At 65.1% G+C, this 16,046-nt stretch carries 14 protein-coding genes; 8 read left to right on the top strand and 6 right to left on the bottom strand.

Annotation, left to right across the window (positions count from 1 at the left end; genetic code table 11):
• Positions 1-5: 5 nt before the first annotated feature.
• From AB4Y34_RS14350 to AB4Y34_RS14325, 6 genes are all read right to left on the bottom strand, one after another.
• Complete coding sequence (locus AB4Y34_RS14350) at positions 6-662, bottom strand: amino acid ABC transporter permease (RefSeq protein ID WP_129958560.1); 657 nt, start codon at positions 660-662, stop codon at positions 6-8.
• A 114-nt stretch (positions 663-776) separates the two neighbouring features.
• Complete coding sequence (locus AB4Y34_RS14345; RefSeq protein WP_176381848.1) at positions 777-1,580, bottom strand: ABC transporter substrate-binding protein; 804 nt, start codon at positions 1,578-1,580, stop codon at positions 777-779.
• Positions 1,581-1,657: 77 nt separating this feature from the next.
• The gene (locus tag AB4Y34_RS14340) at positions 1,658-2,935 is read right to left on the bottom strand and encodes an NAD(P)/FAD-dependent oxidoreductase (RefSeq protein ID WP_368716380.1); all 1,278 of its coding nucleotides are present in this window, start codon (positions 2,933-2,935) and stop codon (positions 1,658-1,660) included.
• Positions 2,936-3,014: 79 nt separating this feature from the next.
• Positions 3,015-3,683: a haloacid dehalogenase type II gene (locus tag AB4Y34_RS14335; protein WP_176381843.1), complete on the bottom strand. Its 669-nt coding sequence runs from the start codon at positions 3,681-3,683 to the stop codon at positions 3,015-3,017.
• 106 nt (positions 3,684-3,789) lie between these two features.
• Entirely contained in the window at positions 3,790-5,283 is a 1,494-nt protein-coding gene (locus tag AB4Y34_RS14330; protein ID WP_368716379.1) for an aldehyde dehydrogenase, read from the bottom strand.
• Positions 5,284-5,743: 460 nt separating this feature from the next.
• Positions 5,744-6,358 (bottom strand): cupin domain-containing protein, encoded by a 615-nt coding sequence (locus AB4Y34_RS14325; RefSeq protein WP_176381839.1) that lies wholly within the window; start codon positions 6,356-6,358, stop codon positions 5,744-5,746.
• Between the two features lie 290 nt (positions 6,359-6,648).
• On the opposite strand from AB4Y34_RS14325, the gene AB4Y34_RS14320 reads away from it, so the two are divergent.
• The 8 genes from AB4Y34_RS14320 to AB4Y34_RS14285 all read left to right on the top strand — a co-directional run bounded on the left by AB4Y34_RS14320 (position 6,649) and on the right by AB4Y34_RS14285 (position 16,045).
• Positions 6,649-7,530 (top strand): GNAT family N-acetyltransferase, encoded by an 882-nt coding sequence (locus tag AB4Y34_RS14320; protein WP_368367287.1) that lies wholly within the window; start codon positions 6,649-6,651, stop codon positions 7,528-7,530.
• 6 nt (positions 7,531-7,536) lie between these two features.
• Positions 7,537-8,460, top strand: a complete 924-nt coding sequence (locus tag AB4Y34_RS14315) for a 2-hydroxyacid dehydrogenase (protein ID WP_368716378.1) — start codon at positions 7,537-7,539, stop codon at positions 8,458-8,460.
• 94 nt (positions 8,461-8,554) lie between these two features.
• Positions 8,555-9,649, top strand: coding sequence for a tartrate dehydrogenase (locus AB4Y34_RS14310; protein WP_368716377.1), 1,095 nt, complete (start codon positions 8,555-8,557; stop codon positions 9,647-9,649).
• 89 nt (positions 9,650-9,738) lie between these two features.
• The gene (locus AB4Y34_RS14305; RefSeq protein WP_368716376.1) at positions 9,739-11,217 is read left to right on the top strand and encodes an NAD-dependent succinate-semialdehyde dehydrogenase; all 1,479 of its coding nucleotides are present in this window, start codon (positions 9,739-9,741) and stop codon (positions 11,215-11,217) included.
• Between the two features lie 2 nt (positions 11,218-11,219).
• The gene (locus AB4Y34_RS14300) at positions 11,220-12,212 is read left to right on the top strand and encodes a M14 family metallopeptidase (RefSeq protein WP_368716375.1); all 993 of its coding nucleotides are present in this window, start codon (positions 11,220-11,222) and stop codon (positions 12,210-12,212) included.
• A complete protein-coding gene (locus AB4Y34_RS14295; protein WP_018435672.1) occupies positions 12,209-12,553 on the top strand; it encodes a cupin domain-containing protein in 345 nt (114 codons plus the stop codon). Before AB4Y34_RS14300 ends, AB4Y34_RS14295 begins: the two co-directional genes overlap by 4 nt.
• A 55-nt stretch (positions 12,554-12,608) precedes the next feature.
• On the top strand, positions 12,609-13,937 hold the full coding sequence (locus AB4Y34_RS14290) for an NAD(P)/FAD-dependent oxidoreductase (RefSeq protein ID WP_368716374.1): 1,329 nt from the start codon (positions 12,609-12,611) through the stop codon (positions 13,935-13,937).
• 68 nt (positions 13,938-14,005) lie between these two features.
• Positions 14,006-16,045: a hydantoinase/oxoprolinase family protein gene (locus AB4Y34_RS14285; RefSeq protein WP_368716373.1), complete on the top strand. Its 2,040-nt coding sequence runs from the start codon at positions 14,006-14,008 to the stop codon at positions 16,043-16,045.
• The last annotated feature ends 1 nt before the right edge of the window (position 16,046 follow it).

Genomic DNA, 16,046 nt, shown 5'->3' with positions numbered 1-16,046 from the left:
CGCACTTACCTGGCCCTGTGCCGACCGAATCGTCGTTCCAGATTGCGGGTCATGCTCATCAGCGGCAGGCTCATCGCCAGGTAGCCGAGCGCGACGAGTGTGTACACCGTCAGATTCTGAAACGTCGACGACGCGATCAACTGGCCTTCGCGAGTCATTTCGGCGACCGTGATCGTCGATGCAAGCGATGAGTCCTTCAGCATCATCACGAGCGTGTTGCTGTACGGTGGCAGCGCGACTTTGATCGCCTGCGGCAGGATCACCCGTACCATCGTCTTCACGCGACCCATGCCGATCGACTGCGCGGCTTCGTACTGGCCCGGATCGACCGCCTCGATACCCGCGCGGAAGATTTCCGCGACGTAAGTCGAGTAGCCGAAACCCAGCCCGATGATGCTGGCCTGCAACGCCGACACCTGGATGTGGATATCCGGCAGCACGAAGTAGATGTAGAACAGCAGCACGATCATCGGCAGACCGCGCACGACGTTGATCATCGCGCTCACACCGCGTACCACGTGCGGATAGCGCGACATCTTCAACAGCGCCCAGGTCAGGCCGAGCACGGTGCTCAACAGCAGGCAACCCAGCGTGATGATGATGCTCATCATCGCGCCTTGCAGCAGAATCGGTACAAAGTCGGCTATGTCTTGCCAGCGCATGTCGTGCCTTCCATTGCTGTTTGCATTCGTTCAGTCCGCCGCTCCGCTGGGCGGCGAACATCGCAGGGCGGGTCCCGCATCGTGGCGGGCCCGCCTCTTGTCACGAGAAGCGAATCAGCCGGTGAGGTGCCACTTCTTCAGGATCGTGTCGAGCGTGCCGTCGGCCTTCATCTTCGTCAGCGCGTCGTTGATCTTCGTCATCAGCGCGCTGTTGCCCTTCTTCACAGCGATCGCGATGTCGAACTTTTCCATCGGCACATAGGCATCTTCGACCCGCGTTCCCGCCATCGCGCCCGCCGCCTCCTGGGCCTTCAGGATCGGATAGTCGTTGAAGCCTGCGACGATGCGGCCAAGCGCGACGTCACGCGTCATGTCGGCCGGGCTGTCGTACATCTTCACTTCGGTGAAAATCCCGAGCTTCTTCAACTGATCGCCATAGTCGGTGCCGGTCGGCGCACCGACCGTCATGCCCTTCATGTCCTGCACCGAGCGATAGACGGCTTTGTTGCTCTCCTTCACGATGATGCCTTCGCCGAACGCCGTAACCGGCTGCGAGAAATCGACCACTTCGGCGCGCTTCGGCGTCGGCGTCATGCCGGCCACGATGATGTCGATCTTGCCCGATACCACCGACTGGATCAGCGCCGAGAACGGCACCGCGTCGTACGACACATTGAAGCCCTCGCGCTTGCCGATCTCTTTCACGACGTCCGGCATCAGACCTTCGATCTTCTGGGTCTTCACGTTCATGAACGTAGTCGGTGCGCTCGACGGCGGCGAGCCTGCCGTGAGCGTCGCCGTCTCGGCGGCGTGGGCGGCGCCGAACATCATCGTCATCGCGAGGCCCGCGCCAGCGGCAAAGCGCTGCACGGTGTTGAAACGGACGGCGGAAGCAGGCTGGAACATGAAACGCAACATGGGGATTTCCTTTGGGAATAGTGTTTTTCAATCTGCGCGCTGCCCTGGCATCTGACAGTAGCGATCAGTCGATCCGTTCAATGCAGTACATCCTGCAACCTGTAATACGCGCCGACCAGCGGCAGAAACCACGCGCGTCCGAAGTGTCCTGGAATCGCGGGCCATTCGAGCGTTCGCCACGGATTGCGCGCGGCGGCGCCGAACATCACGTCGGCCATCAGTCGACCCATGTGCACGGACATCTGCACACCGTGACCGCTATAGCCCATTGAATAAAACAGTCCTTCATGCTGCCCCGCGCGCGGCAGGCGGTCGGCCGTCATGTCGACGAGGCCGCCCCAGCAGTAATCGATGCGCACATCGGCCAGTTGCGGGAAATAGCGGGCGAGCCCGTCACGCAGAATCCGCCCGCTCTTTTCGTCCGAACGCGGGTTCGACATCGCAAAGCGCGCGCGGCCGCCGAACAGCAAACGCTCGTCGGGCGTGGCCCGAAAATAGTTGCCGATGTTCAACGTCGTCACATACGACCGGCGCGTCGGCAACAACGCATCGAGGCGGTCCTTGCCGAGCGGCTCGGTCGCGACGATGAAGCTGCCGACCGGTGCGATGCGGCGCCGGAACCATTGCAGCGGACCGACCTGCGACGCGCCCGTGGCGATCAGCACGCGCCCGGCGCGGACCGTGCCGAGCGGACACTGCACGTCGAACGTGTTGCCGCCGAGCGGCTTCAGGTCCGTCACCGGCGCGTTCTCGTAGATCTGCGCGCCGCGGCGTGCCGCCGCCGTGCCAAGACCCACGCCGAATTTGCCCATGTGCATCTGCATGCCGTTGCGCTGCACGAGACCGCCGAAAAAGCTGTCCGACGCGATCTCCTTGTGAATCTGCTCGGGCGGCACCAGTTCGACATCGGGATCGACCTCGCGCCGCAACACCTCGTAGGACTTCGCGAGCGACGCGAAATGCTGCGGCTTAGCCGCGAGCTTGATCTTCCCGGAGTGGCGCAAATCGCAATCGATTCTCTCTTCCGCGATGATCGATTTCACCGTTTCGACGGCGCCCGCATACGCGCGATAGAACTCCGCCGCGCGCTCGCTGCCGATGCGCGCGGACAACGCGGCGTAGTCCTGCGCGACGCCCGTATTGCAATGGCCGCCGTTACGGCCCGATGCCTGCGCTGCGAGCCGGCCCGCCTCGAACACGATCACCGACTTGCCGCGTTTGGCGAGTTCCAACGCAGCCGACAGTCCGGTGAAGCCGCCGCCGACCACGGCCACGTCCACCCGCTGCGGCAGTGGACCCTGGGCGCCTCCGGTAAACCGTGGCGCGGTGTCGAGCCAGTAGGAGTCGAGCTTCATCGTGATGCATTCCTGTCGGTTGGGTGCGCCGCTCACTGGCGCACGGAAAGCGATGTCACCAAAGGGCCGAAGCAGTGGATCAGAGACCGAGCAGCGATGCCAGTTGCGGAATCCCCGACACTTCGTTGACGCCGTAGTACGGATTCAGCGGCTCGTGATTACGGTTGACGAACGCCTTGTGCTTGATGCCCATGTCGTACGCGGTCATCAGGTCATAGCGGAAGCTCGACGACACGTGCAGCACGTCCTCGGGATTGCAGTCCAGTTGCGAGAACATGTACTCGAAGGCTTTCTGCAGCGGCTTATACGCCTGCGCCTGCTGCGCGGTGTAGACCTTGTGGAACGGCGCGCCGAGCTTGTCGACGTTGCTGTGGATCTGGTCGTTCGACGCGTTCGAAAGGATCACCAGCTTGTACTTTTTGGCCAGTCGCGACAGCCCTTCTGGTACGTCCGCGTGCGGGCCCCAAGTCGGCACGGCTTCGTAGATTTTCTGCGCGGTCGCTTCGTCGAAGGGCACGCCGGTGCGTTCGCAGGTGCGGCGCACCGAGTTCACGACCACGTCGCGGTAGGGCTTCCATGCGCCCAATACTTCGTCGAGGCGGTAGCCACGGAAGAATTCGACGAACTCGTCCATCTTCGCCTTGTCCAGCTTGTCGCCGTAAAGCTGCCGCGCGGTCTGGCCCATCTGGAAGTTGGTCAGCGTGCCATAGCAGTCGAAAGTGATGTACTTCGGTTCGAAATCGATCATGGTCAACATCCTGTCGTCGTGGCGAACCTGTTCGCAGGCTCGGGGTTCAGTTGCGGGTTGAATCGATGCGGTTGCTGCTTGCGTAAAGCCGGTGTAGCGCGATTGTTCACAACGTTTCGAAATCGATCAGCACACTCTTGTGCCGCATGCTGGCCACCATTGCCTCGCGGCCGAGATCCTTGCCGATACCGGATTGGCCGAAGCCGCCGGTCGGAATGATCATGTCGCCGCTGCGGCCGTAGCGGTTGATCCAGATCGTGCCCGCCGCGATGCGGCGCATCGCCCGCAGCGCCTGGCCGATGTCGCTGCTATGGACACCCGCCGCGAGACCGTAGATCGGATGCGCGGCGAGCGCAATGCCCTCTTCCTCGTCTTTGAATGTCTGTACCGTCAACACCGGGCCGAACAGCTCCTCGCGCACGGCGGGTGTCTCCGCAGTAACATTGGCGATCAGTGTGGGGCGGTGGAAATAGCCTTCTGCGGTGCCTTCGTAAAAGCCGCCGCCGAAGATCACTTGCGCGCCGCCCTCGCGGCTCTGCTCGACCAGCGCTTCGATGCGCCGCGCCTGGGCGGCGCTGATGATCGGCGAATAAGCGGTGCGGCTGTCCCACAGCGGACCTGGCTTGATCGGCCGCAGTTGCCGTTCAATCGCGGCGATCAGCGGCTCGGCGATGCGCTCGTGCACGATCAGCCGCGTACCGGCCACGCAGGCCTGGCCGCCGTTGGCCGTAAAGCCGCGGGCGACGCAGCGCGCCGTATGTTCGAGATCCCGCACGTGCTCGAACACCAGTTGCGGACTCTTGCCGCCGAGTTCCAGCGTGACGGGCTTGGTGCCGTGCATCGCGGCGTCGCTCATGATCGCGGCGCCCGTGCGGGTCGAACCCGTGAAGCTCATCTTCGAGATGCCCGGGTGACGCGTCAGCGCGGCGCCCGCCGTCGCGCCACGGCCGTTCACTACGTTGAAGATGCCGGGCGGCATGCCGGCTTCGATCGCGAGTTCCGCAATTCGCAGCGTCGAATAAGGCGTCATTTCCGACGGTTTCATCACGACCGCGTTGCCCGCCGCGAGCGCGGGGCCGCACTTCCATGAACACATCGACAGCGGGAAATTCCAAGGCGTGATCGCACCGATCACGCCATACGGCTCCGATGCAATGAAGCCGAGACTGTCGCGGCGCGTCGCCGCGATATCGCCACCGAGCTTGTCGGCAAGCTCCGCGAAAAAGCGGATCGCCTCGGCGGTGAACGGCACGTCGGACGCGTAGCTTTCCGCCACCGGGCGCGTCGAGCTGACCGTCTCGAGTTGGGCAAGGCTCACCGCATCGCGATCGATCAGCTCGGCCCAGCGGCTCAGCACCTTCGCGCGTTCACGCGGAGAACGCGTGCCCCAGCCGCTCGTCTTCCATGCAGCAAGCGCATTGCTCACTGCGTAATCGACGGTCGCGTCCGACGCATCCGGCACATGGCCGAGCAGAGCGCCATCCGAGGGCCGGTGAACGGCGATCTGCGCCTCGTCCGCCGAATAGTACGCACCGCCAATGAAATGCCCCTGCGGCAACGGAACGGCTGAAGGATCGAAATCGAGTGACGGAGTGGACATGCCTGGCCTGATCAGTAGGTTCAAGTGTGTGGTGCGGCTTGCGTCAACGCACTGATGATTCCCGGCACCACCCGGCACTGCTGTTCGCCATCGCGACCACCGAATGAACGAACATCGGATGAAGTTCATTTTAATGAACATCAAATGAAATACTAGTGGTCAAAAATAAACTTTGTGAAAAGTTCGTTGTGCGCTGCGATAGGTTGCCTGCCGCGCAGAAGGCGCTGCGGCACCGGCGCACACGAGCGACAGACCGGCGCGAGCGCGGCGGGCGAGGAAGGCCATGCGTCACGTCCACCCGTTCGTGCAACGCAAAAGCGAAAAGGACAACAGGGAAGGAAAGGCGTCGACGTCAGCCGAGGTCCAGATGAAGCGGACGCGACGCATCGGAACGATCGGAGGAAACAGAGGAAGGACAGAGCCGCGCGCCACACGGCACGCGGCTCGAACTACGGACGGATCAAAGATGAATCACGGGCGGCTGCGTATTCATGATCCAAAGCAAACGCGCGGTCTTCTTGCTTTCGTTGCGCACACTGTGCGGCACCGTGCTCTTGAACTGGAAGCTGTCGCCCGCGCGCAGTTCGGAGCGCCGGTCGCCGACGTTCAGCACGACAGTGCCTTCCAGCACCAGCCCCGCCTTCTCGCCGATGCCGACCAGCACTTCCTCCGAACCGGAACCGGCCGGCAGCATGATGATCATCATCTGCAAATCGTGATCGCCGTGCGGCGACAACAATTCTTTCTGCATGCCGTTCGTGCCGACTTCGAACAGCGGCCGCTCGGCCGCCTTGCGCACGAAATCGCCGGTGACCGGGTCCGAGACCGCGTCGTCTTCTTCGAGCAGCGCGGTGAGCGGAACCTCCAACGCCTGGCGCAGGCGTTCGAGAATCCGCACCGACGGATTGGCCTTGTTGCGCTCGACCTGGCTGACCGTGCCTACCGATACGCCCGCGCGCATCGCCAGCTCGTTGATCGACAGCCCCTGCGCGACGCGCAGCGCGCGCAGACGAGTGCCGACGTCGCCGTGACCCGCGTCGGCCTCGCGCTTCCTGCTGATCTGTGTTCGCTGCATGGGTTTCCTGTCGATGACGTTGCGATTGTTGTGCCGGACACGCGCCGTGGCATGCGAAGAAGCTTCAGCCGCTTCACCACACCGAACGGTCGTGCAATTTCCATCATTATATTGAATATAGCACCATTGGAGTGAACGACAAAATACCTGCGCGGTTGCGTTACGGCTGACTGGCCGACGCGAATCGAGCCCGACCACGCGCGCGTCCCAATAACAAAAAGATCGTCCTATGAAGCGGGCGCTGGGAATGCGAAAGTCTAGGCTGACCACGCCGCCAGCAGGAGTTTGCAGTGTCCAAAATAGTGAAGAAATCGCCAGGCTACCGCCGTTTCACCTCCGATGACATCGCGGCCGCGCATCGCCTCTCCGTTGCGGTGCGTTGGCCGCACCGCGCCGAGGACTGGCGCTTCATGTACGACGCCGGATGCGGCTTCGTCGCCGAAGACAACGGCACCGTGATCGGCACCGCGCTGTGCTGGAAATTCGGCGCCGACCGGGGCACGCTGGGCCTCGTGATCGTGTCGCCGGACGAACAGGGACGCGGCATCGGCCGCAAGCTGATGGAACTGGTGCTCGAAGAACTCGGCAACCGCGTGACCTTCCTGCATGCAACGGTCGCCGGCAAGCCGCTTTACGAAAAGCTGGGCTTCGTCGCCTGCGGCGGACTCGCCCAGCATCAGGGAACGCCTGGCAGCGTGGCCGCCGTCGCGCCGCCGCCCGGCGAGCATCTGCGCGCGGCGACGCCCGCTGACACGCCCCGCCTGATCGAAATCGCGTCGCGTGCGAGCGGCCTCGAGCGCAGCGCGACGATCCCGTCGCTGCTCGAATTCTCGCAAGCCGTGGTGCTCGAACGCGACGGCGAAGTACTCGGCTTCTCGCTGTTCCGCCCGTTCGGACGCGGCTACTCGATCGGGCCGGTCGTCGCGCAATGCTCCGCCGACGATCTGCGCGCCCGCGCACTGATCTCGTACTGGCTCGCGCAGCATGCCGGCGATTTCGTGCGGATCGACGTGCCGGGCGACGCCGGCATCAACGACTGGCTGACGAGCCTCGGCCTGACGCGCGTCGATTCGGTCGAAAAGATGGTGCGCAACGCTTCTGCCGACGCGCGCGAGGCGGCCCCCGACGCGACATGGCGCGCGTACGGCATCATCAATCAGGCGATGGCATAAACGGCGATGACGGTCCTCTACAAGGCCGATCCGGTGCGTGGAGCGCTATGGGCCGAGCGCTTCGCGCAGCTCGCGCCCGAGATCCAGTTCCGCGTCTGGCCGGACGTCGGTGATCGCGCGGCCGTGCGCTATCTGGTCGCGTGGCAGCCGGGCGACCTCGCGCTCACGCTGCCGAATCTCGAAGTCGTGTTCTCGGTCGGCGCGGGCGTCGATCAGTTGGACCTGTCGCAGATTCCAGCCCATCTGCCGGTGGTGCGCATGCTCGAACCGGGCATCGTCGAAGGCATGGTCGAGTATGTGACCGGGGCGGTGCTGGCGATTCACCGCGATCTGTTCGACTACGCGTTGCAACAGCAGGCGCGCGCCTGGCAGCCGTTGCCGCTCTGCGCCGCCGCGTCGCGCCGCATCGGTGTGCTCGGCCTCGGCATGCTCGGCACCGCGGTACTCGAGCGTTTGCGGCTGTTCGGCTTTGCCTGCGCGGGCTGGAGCCGCTCGCAGCACGACATCGAAGGTGTCGCCTGCTACGCGGGCGAGGCCGGGCTCGATGCGATGCTGGCCCGCACCGACGTGCTGATCTGCCTGCTGCCGCTGACGGACGCGACGCGCGGGCTGCTGTGCCGCCGGGTATTCGACAGGCTGCCACGAGGCGCGTCGCTGGTGCACGTTGGGCGCGGAGCGCAACTCGTCAGCGGCGACCTGCTCGACGCGCTGCAAAGCGGACAGATTCATAGCGCGGTGCTCGACGTCACCGACCCCGAGCCGCTGCCCGCGGACCATCCGCTGTGGACCCAGCCGCGCGTGCGCATCACGCCGCATATCGCGAGCGCGACGCGGCCCGAATCGGCTGTCGATGCGGTGCTGGAAAACCTGCGTCTGCATCGCGCCGGTGAGCGCATGAACGGCCTGATCGACCGGACTCGCGGCTACTGATACCGATGCACGGCCCGACACGAGAACGCACCCCCAATTGGCGATCCGCGCGGTGCCGGCAGACGGCGCGCGATCAACGCAAGGAGAGACACGTATGACCCGCAAATACCGCATTGCCGTCATTCCCGGCGACGGCATCGGCACCGAAGTGATGCCCGAAGGCCTGCGCGTGCTGGACGCCACCTGCCAGCGCTTCGACATCGGCATCGACTACCGACATATCGAATGGGCGTCGTGCGACTACTACGCGCAACACGGCCAGATGATGCCCGACGACTGGAAGCAGCAGTTGCAGGACTGCGATGCGATTCTGTTCGGCGCGATCGGCTGGCCCGACAAGGTGCCCGACCATATTTCGCTGTGGGGATCGCTGCTGAAGTTCCGCCGCGAATTCGACCAGTACGTGAACCTGCGCCCCGCTCGCCTGTTCGACGGCGTGCCCAGCCCGCTCGCCAACCGCAAGCCCGGCGATATCGACTTCATGATCGTGCGCGAGAACACCGAAGGCGAGTATTCGTCGGTGGGCGGCACGATGTTCGAGGGCACCGAGCGCGAAGTCGTGATGCAGCAGTCGATCTTCACGCGCCACGGCACCGAGCGCGTGATGAAGTTCGCGTTCGAGCTGGCGCGGCGCCGCGCGAAGAGGATCACGGTTGCGACGAAGAGCAACGGTATCGCGATCAGCATGCCGTGGTGGGATGCGCGCGCCGATGAAATGGCCGCACGCTACCCCGACGTGAAAATGGACCGTCAGCATATCGACATTCTGTGCGCGCGCTTCGTGCTGAACCCCGACCGTTTCGACGTGGTGGTCGCGTCGAATTTGTTCGGCGACATCCTCTCCGACCTCGGTCCGGCATGCACCGGAACGATCGGCATTGCGCCGTCAGGCAACCTGAACCCCGACCGGCGCTTTCCGTCGCTGTTCGAGCCGGTCCACGGTTCGGCGCCCGACATCGCCGGCAAGGGCATCGCCAATCCGGTCGCGATGATCTGGTCGGCCGCGATGATGCTCGACTTTCTCGGCAACGGCGCGGGCGTCGAGCGCGATGCGCATGACTCGATCGTCGCCGCGATCACGCAGGTGCTGAAGGACGGCCCGCGCACGGGCGACCTGGGCGGCAGCGCATCGACCACGGAAGTCGGCGCGGCGATCGCGGCGCACGTCGCCAGCGCGAGCCGTCGATAGGCACCGATCACTGACAGCGCAGACGGCCTGACTGCCCGGCGCGTGTCGGGCGCTGCGCCGTCGCACGCCAACCGCACTGGAGACCCCAGATGAGCACGAATCTCGAACAACAGGCCCGCGCGCTGATCCGCACGGACAACTTCATCAACGGCGAGTGGGTCGCGGCCGCGAGCGGCCGCCGCTTCGCGGTCACCGATCCGGCAACCGGCAAGCTGATCGCCGAGGTGGCCGACAGCGGTCCCAGCGACGCGCGCGCCGCCACCGACGCCGCCGCCAAGGCGCTGCCCGCATGGCGTGCAAGGCTCGCGAGCGAGCGCGCGGCCGTGCTGCACCGCTGGCACGCGCTGATCGTCGCGAATCGCGACGCGCTCGGCGCGCTGATTTCGCTCGAACAGGGCAAGCCGCTCGCCGAAGGGCGCGGCGAGGTCAGCTATGGCGCGTCGTACGTCGCGTGGTTCGCCGACGAAGCCACCCGCATCTACGGCGATCTGATTCCACAGCAGCAGCGTGGCAAACGCATGAGTGCGATCAAGGAACCGATCGGCATCGTCGCCGCGATCACGCCGTGGAATTTTCCGCTCGCGATGATCGCGCGCAAGATCGCGCCGGCGCTCGCGGCAGGCTGCACGGTCGTCGCGAAGCCCGCTGAAGACACGCCGCTCACCGCCATCGCGCTGGTGATGCTGGCGCACGAGGCGGGCGTGCCAGCCGGCGTGCTCAACCTCATCTCGGCCTCGCGCGCCGGCGCGGCGGAGACGGTCGGCGAATGGCTCGCCGACAGCCGCGTGCGCAAGATCACGTTCACCGGATCGACGCCGGTCGGCAAGCACCTCGCGCGTGAATCGGCTGGCACGCTGAAGAAGCTTTCTCTGGAACTCGGCGGCAATGCGCCCTTCATCGTATTCGACGACGCCGACCTCGATGCCGCGGCCAGTGGCCTGCTCGCCGCGAAGTTCCGCAATGGCGGGCAGACCTGCGTGTGTCCGAACCGCGTGTACGTGCAGCGCGGCGTCTACGAGCATTTCTCCGCGCTGCTGGGCGCGAAGGTGGCCGAGCTGCGGGTCGGCCCCGCGAGCGATCCCGCTTCGCAGATCGGCCCGATGATCAACGAGCGGGCCGTGGACAAGATCGCGCGTCATGTCGATGACGCGCTCGCGAATGGCGCGGTCGTGCTGACCGGCGGACGGCGGCTCACCGAACTGGGACCGCACTACTACGCGCCCACGGTGCTGGGCAACGCCACGGCGTCGATGGCGTTGTGCGGCGAGGAAACCTTCGGCCCGGTCGTGCCGCTGTTCCCGTTCGACAGCGAGCAGGAAGCGGTGCAGGCCGCCAACGACACGCCGTTCGGGCTCGCGTCGTATTTCTATAGCGAGAGCATGCGCCGTATCGAGCGCGTGTCGCGCGCGCTGGAAGCGGGTATCGTCGGCATCAACGAAGGCGCGCTCGCTTCGGAGGCGGCGCCGTTCGGCGGCGTGAAGGAATCCGGCTATGGTCGCGAAGGATCGAAGTACGGACTGGATGACTATCTGTCGATCAAGTATCTGTGTCAGGGAGGACTGGAGTAAACATGCAAGCCTATCCGATCGAAGTCGAATTCCCGGACATCTCGGCGCACGCCGACGGCAATACCGGCATCGCATACGTGCACACGTTCGACTGCGGCCAACCCGGGCCGCACGTGATGATCAACGCGCTCACGCACGGCAACGAAGTGTGCGGCGCGATCACTGTCGACGCGTTGTTGCGCGGCGGGCTGCGGCCGCGCCGCGGCAAGCTCACGCTGTCGTTCGCGAACGTCGCCGCCTACGCGAGCTTCGATCCGGCAACGCCCGACAAGGCCCGCTTCGTCGATCAGGACTTCAATCGCGTATGGACCGCCGCGAAACTCGACGACGTTGCAGCGCGCTCGTCCGAACTCGATCGTGCGCGCGCGATGCGGCCGGTGATCGACACGGTCGACCTGCTGCTCGATCTGCATTCGATGCATGAAAAAAGCGCGCCGCTGATCGTCGCGGGCCCGCTGCGCAAAGGCGCGGAACTGGCCGAGCGGCTCGGCGCGCCCGCCACCGTGATCCAGGACGAAGGCCACCCCGAAGGCCGCCGGATGCGCGACTACGAAGGCTTCGGCGACGACGCGAGCGCGAAGAACGCGCTGCTGATCGAATGCGGCCAGCATTGGGAAGCCAGCGCGGTGACGGTCGCGCGCGACAGCACCGCGCGTTTTCTGTTGCTCTCGGGCATCGTCGACGCGGCGGATCTGCCGTCCGGCTGGATCAGGCCGCTGCCCGACGAAATGCGCATCGTCCGCGTGACCGAACCGGTCGTTGCAAAGAGCATGGACTTCCGCTTCGCGGGACCCTACACCGGGCTCGAAACGTTCGAGCACGCCGGCACCGTGATCGCCTGGTCCGATGGCCAGCCGGTCGCGACGCCGTACGACGACTGCATGCTCGTGATGCCGTCGCTGCGCCAGTTGCGCGCCGGCGTCACCGTGGTCCGGCTAGGCCGGATCGAACGCCGTATCGACCTGCGCTCACGCCAACAGGAACAAACCACATGAAAGTCCAGCAGATCAGGCAAGCGGCGGAAGTCACCGCCCTCGAGGATTGGGGAACCGCCGGCCTGCCCGGCACCGAGCCGTCACGCGTAGCGGGACGCCAGTACGTGATTCCGGGTCATGACGCGGTCGACACCGGGCTGTTCGAGTGCTCGCCCGGCACCTACAGGCGCTCGGTCAAGCAGGCGGAGGTCATGCATTTCATCAAGGGCAGCGGCACCTTCACACCCGACGGAGAAGACACGATCCGCTTCGCCGCCGGCGACACGCTGTTCTTCGAAGCCAACACCGAAGGGCTTTGGAACATCGACGAAACGCTGCGCAAGATCTACGTGATCTTTTGACTGCGGCCACACGCACCCGGTAATCGCCGCTCACATCCATCATGGTGGCTCGAACATGCTAAGAATCGACGAAGTTTCGAATAGCGACGGATTCCCCGCTCGCTGTGACGTCGCGGTGATCGGCGGCGGCATTATCGGCGTCAGCACCGCTTACGAGCTTGCGCGGCGCGGCGTATCGGTCGTGCTGCTCGAGAAAGGCATCATTGGCGCCGAACAATCGGGACGCAACTGGGGTTGGGTGCGTCAGCAGAACCGCGATCTGCACGAGTTGCCGCTCGCGATGCAAAGCCTCGCGCGCTGGAGCGAGTTGAGCGACGAACTCGGCGAAGACATCGGCTTCAGGCGAGCCGGCATCCTGTACGGAAGCGAGCAGTCCGCGGACGTCGCGCAATGGGAAGCATGGCTCGGCAAGGCCCGTGCGCTCGGCTTCGATAGTCAGTTGCTGTCGGCTCGCGAACTGGCGGCGCGCGTTCCCAATGGTCAGGCGAAGTGGGCAGGCGGCGTGTGGTCGCATTCCGATGGACGCGCGGAGCCGTCGAAAGCGGCGCCCGCCATTGCAAGAGGCGCGCAACGGCTCGGCGCGCGCGTGCATCAGACCTGCGCGGTTCGCGGGCTCGATGTCAGCGCGGGCCGTGTCTCCGGTGTATGGACCGAGCGCGGCCTGATCGGCGCGAGCAGCGTCGTGCTGGCCGGCGGCGCGTGGAGTGCCCTCTTCTGCCGGCGTCATGGCATCGATCTGCCGGCGGTCAACGTGATCGGCACCGCGCTGCGCACGGCCGAAGCGCCGGCCGTGATAGACGGGTGCTTCTCCGGCCCGAACTTCGCGATGAGGCGGCGGCTCGACGGCGGCTATACGATCGCGGTCCCCGGCTACGGACGCATGGAAATCGCGCCGCAGAACCTGCGGCACGCGGTCAAGTTTCGCAAGATGTTCCGCAGCAAACTCAACAAGAAGCTCAAGTTCCGGATCGCGCAACCGTTCTTCGGCGGCTCCGAAGGGAGTGCCGACTGGCGTAACGACGACATCTCGCCGTTCGAGCTAACGCGGGTTCTGAATCCTGTGCCCGATGCCGAGTGGCCGACCCGTGCGCTGGAAAACGTCGCGACGGTATTTCCCGAGCTGTCGGGATTGCGTGTCGCGCATGCTTGGGCCGGCGCGATCGACACGACGCCCGATCTGGTGCCGGTGATGTCGCGTGTGGACAGCACGCCCGGCCTCGTGATCGCGTCCGGGTTCAGCGGTCATGGCTTCGGGTTGGGACCGGGAGCCGGCATGCTGGTTAGCCGCATCGTGACCAATGACGCAACCGGGATCGATATTCAGCCCTACCGGTTGACGCGCTTTAGCGATGGAACCCGGCTGGCGAGTCCCGAGATGATGTGACGACCCGCGCTGCGCGTCGGGTGAACGCAGACGCGAATGGTCTGCGAGGCTTACCTAAAGGGACGGCAATGGGCTTGAGAATTGGAGTGGATATCGGCGGATCGTTTACGGACTTCGCCGTGCTGGACGACGAGACGCGCACCACGCGCACGCTGAAAGTGTTCTCGCGGCCAGATTCGCCGGGCAGCGAAGTGATCGACGGCATGCAAGGCCTGAAAGCGCGCTTCGGCATCGATCCGCACGACGTCGTGTACTTCACGCACGGCACGACGGTCGGCGTGAACTCGGTCGTGCAACGCAAGGGCTTGCGCCTCGCGCTGATCACGACGCGCCATTTCGAGGACGTGCTGGATATCGCGCGCCTGAAGATCCCCGACATGTACAACCTGATGTCGCGGCGCCCCGAACCGCTCGTCACGCGCGATCGCGTATTTGGCGTCGATGGCCGCATGCGCCCCGACGGCACCGAGGAAGCGCCCATCGACGCAGCGAGCGTGCTCGCCGCGCTCGAAGCGCTGCAGGCGGCGCATTGCGAAGGCGTCGTGATTTCGCTGCTGCATTCTTATCGCAATCCCGCGCATGAGCAGCAGGTCAAAGCCATCATCGAGAAAGCGGCGCCCGGGTTTTTCGTATCGTGTTCGCACGAAGTGTGGCCGATCATCCGCGAATACGAACGCACGGTCACCGCGACGATCGGCGGCTACGTGCAGCCGCGCGTGTCGCAATACCTGACGCGCTTGCAGGCCGCACTTGCCGAAAGCGGCGTCGGCGCGGACCTGAAAGTGACGAAGTCGAATGGCGGCGTGATGAGCGCCGAGCACGGCAAGAGCAATTGCGTGCAGATGATCCTGTCGGGCACCGCCGCGGGCGTGATCGGCGCGTCGTATCTGGCCGGCATCTGCAAGATCAAGGACTGCATGAGCCTCGACATCGGCGGCACGACGGCCGACGTCGCGCTGATCGTCGATGGCAAACCGCAGTACGCGACCGGCGAGTACATCGGCGACTTCCAGATTCATATCCCGTCGGTGTCGGTTTCGTCGATCGGCGATGGCGGCGGCTCGATCGCATGGGTCGACGATTTCGGCGTATTGAAGGTCGGTCCGGAAAGCGCCGGCTCGAACCCGGGTCCGGTCTGCTATGGCCGCGGCGGCACACGCCCGACCATCACCGACGCGTTCGCGGTGATCGGCGTGCTGGGCCGTGCGTCGCTCGGCTATAACGCGGTGCAGGTCGACGTCGAAGCGAGCCGCCGCGCGATCGAACCGCTCGCGCAACGGCTCGGCATCGACGTGCATCGAACGGCGGCCGCGATCATCGACGTCGCGGTGTCCGGCATGTACGGCGGCGTGAGCCGTATCGTGTCGCGCTTCGGCATCGATCCGCGCGCATTCTCGCTGATGCCGTTCGGCGGCGCGGGCCCGATGCTCGGCGGCTTCCTTGCGCGCGCGCTGAACATGCGCCATCTGATCGTGCCGACCACGCCGGGCGTGCTTAGCGCGCTGGGCGGCCTGATCGCCGATACGAAGAACGACTTCGTGCGCACCACCTACTACCCGCTCGACGCCGCTTCGCTCGACAAACTCGCCGGCGACCTCGCGACGCTCGAAGCGCAGGCGCGCGAGTGGATCATCAACGAAACCGGCTCCGATGCAGGCGCGGAAATGCTCGTCTCGGCCGAGATGCGCTACCGCGGCCAGTCGTTCGAAGTCGACACACCGCTCGATCCGCAAGCCATTCGCAACGGCGACATCGCGACGATCGGCTCCGCGTTCCACCGCGAGCATCATCGGCTGTATGGCCACAGCGACGCGAGTTCGCCCGTGCAGGTCGTGGCGCTGCGCCTCGTGATCAGCCTGCCGACACCGAAGCCCGAGATGCCGAAGATCGCGCTCGGCGAAGGCGCGCCGCGCGTCGAGGCGCTGATCGACGTGTATCTGGACGGCGCATGGCGCAAGGTGCCGCTGTACCACCGTTCGGTGCTGCTCGCCGGTCATCGCTTTCACGGCCCCGCGATCATCGCGCAGGACGACACGACGACCTGCGTGCTGCCGGGCTTCGAAGCCGTCGTCGACGAATACGGCAACCTGCTGCTGTCGGCTCAGTGAA

The sequence above is a fragment of the Paraburkholderia sp. BR10954 genome (assembly GCF_040965775.1).
In the GTDB taxonomy this organism is placed as follows: domain Bacteria; phylum Pseudomonadota; class Gammaproteobacteria; order Burkholderiales; family Burkholderiaceae; genus Paraburkholderia; species Paraburkholderia youngii.
Note: the sequence above shows the minus strand (reverse complement) of the source record. Positions and strands in the feature narration are given on the sequence as shown.

Excerpts from the sequence above, each read along its gene's own strand:
- AB4Y34_RS14330 (WP_368716379.1), bottom strand. The coding sequence starts at position 5,283 with ATGTCCACTCCGTCACTCGATTTCGATCCTTCAGCCGTTCCGTTGCCG.
- AB4Y34_RS14325 (WP_176381839.1), bottom strand. The coding sequence starts at position 6,358 with ATGCAGCGAACACAGATCAGCAGGAAGCGCGAGGCCGACGCGGGTCAC.
- AB4Y34_RS14285 (WP_368716373.1), top strand. The coding sequence starts at position 14,006 with ATGGGCTTGAGAATTGGAGTGGATATCGGCGGATCGTTTACGGACTTC.
- AB4Y34_RS14310 (WP_368716377.1), top strand. The coding sequence starts at position 8,555 with ATGACCCGCAAATACCGCATTGCCGTCATTCCCGGCGACGGCATCGGC.
- AB4Y34_RS14315 (WP_368716378.1), top strand. The coding sequence starts at position 7,537 with ATGACGGTCCTCTACAAGGCCGATCCGGTGCGTGGAGCGCTATGGGCC.
- AB4Y34_RS14290 (WP_368716374.1), top strand. The coding sequence starts at position 12,609 with ATGCTAAGAATCGACGAAGTTTCGAATAGCGACGGATTCCCCGCTCGC.
- AB4Y34_RS14305 (WP_368716376.1), top strand. The coding sequence starts at position 9,739 with ATGAGCACGAATCTCGAACAACAGGCCCGCGCGCTGATCCGCACGGAC.
- AB4Y34_RS14295 (WP_018435672.1), top strand. The coding sequence starts at position 12,209 with ATGAAAGTCCAGCAGATCAGGCAAGCGGCGGAAGTCACCGCCCTCGAG.
- AB4Y34_RS14340 (WP_368716380.1), bottom strand. The coding sequence starts at position 2,935 with ATGAAGCTCGACTCCTACTGGCTCGACACCGCGCCACGGTTTACCGGA.
- AB4Y34_RS14350 (WP_129958560.1), bottom strand. The coding sequence starts at position 662 with ATGCGCTGGCAAGACATAGCCGACTTTGTACCGATTCTGCTGCAAGGC.
- AB4Y34_RS14300 (WP_368716375.1), top strand. The coding sequence starts at position 11,220 with ATGCAAGCCTATCCGATCGAAGTCGAATTCCCGGACATCTCGGCGCAC.
- AB4Y34_RS14345 (WP_176381848.1), bottom strand. The coding sequence starts at position 1,580 with ATGTTGCGTTTCATGTTCCAGCCTGCTTCCGCCGTCCGTTTCAACACC.
- AB4Y34_RS14335 (WP_176381843.1), bottom strand. The coding sequence starts at position 3,683 with ATGATCGATTTCGAACCGAAGTACATCACTTTCGACTGCTATGGCACG.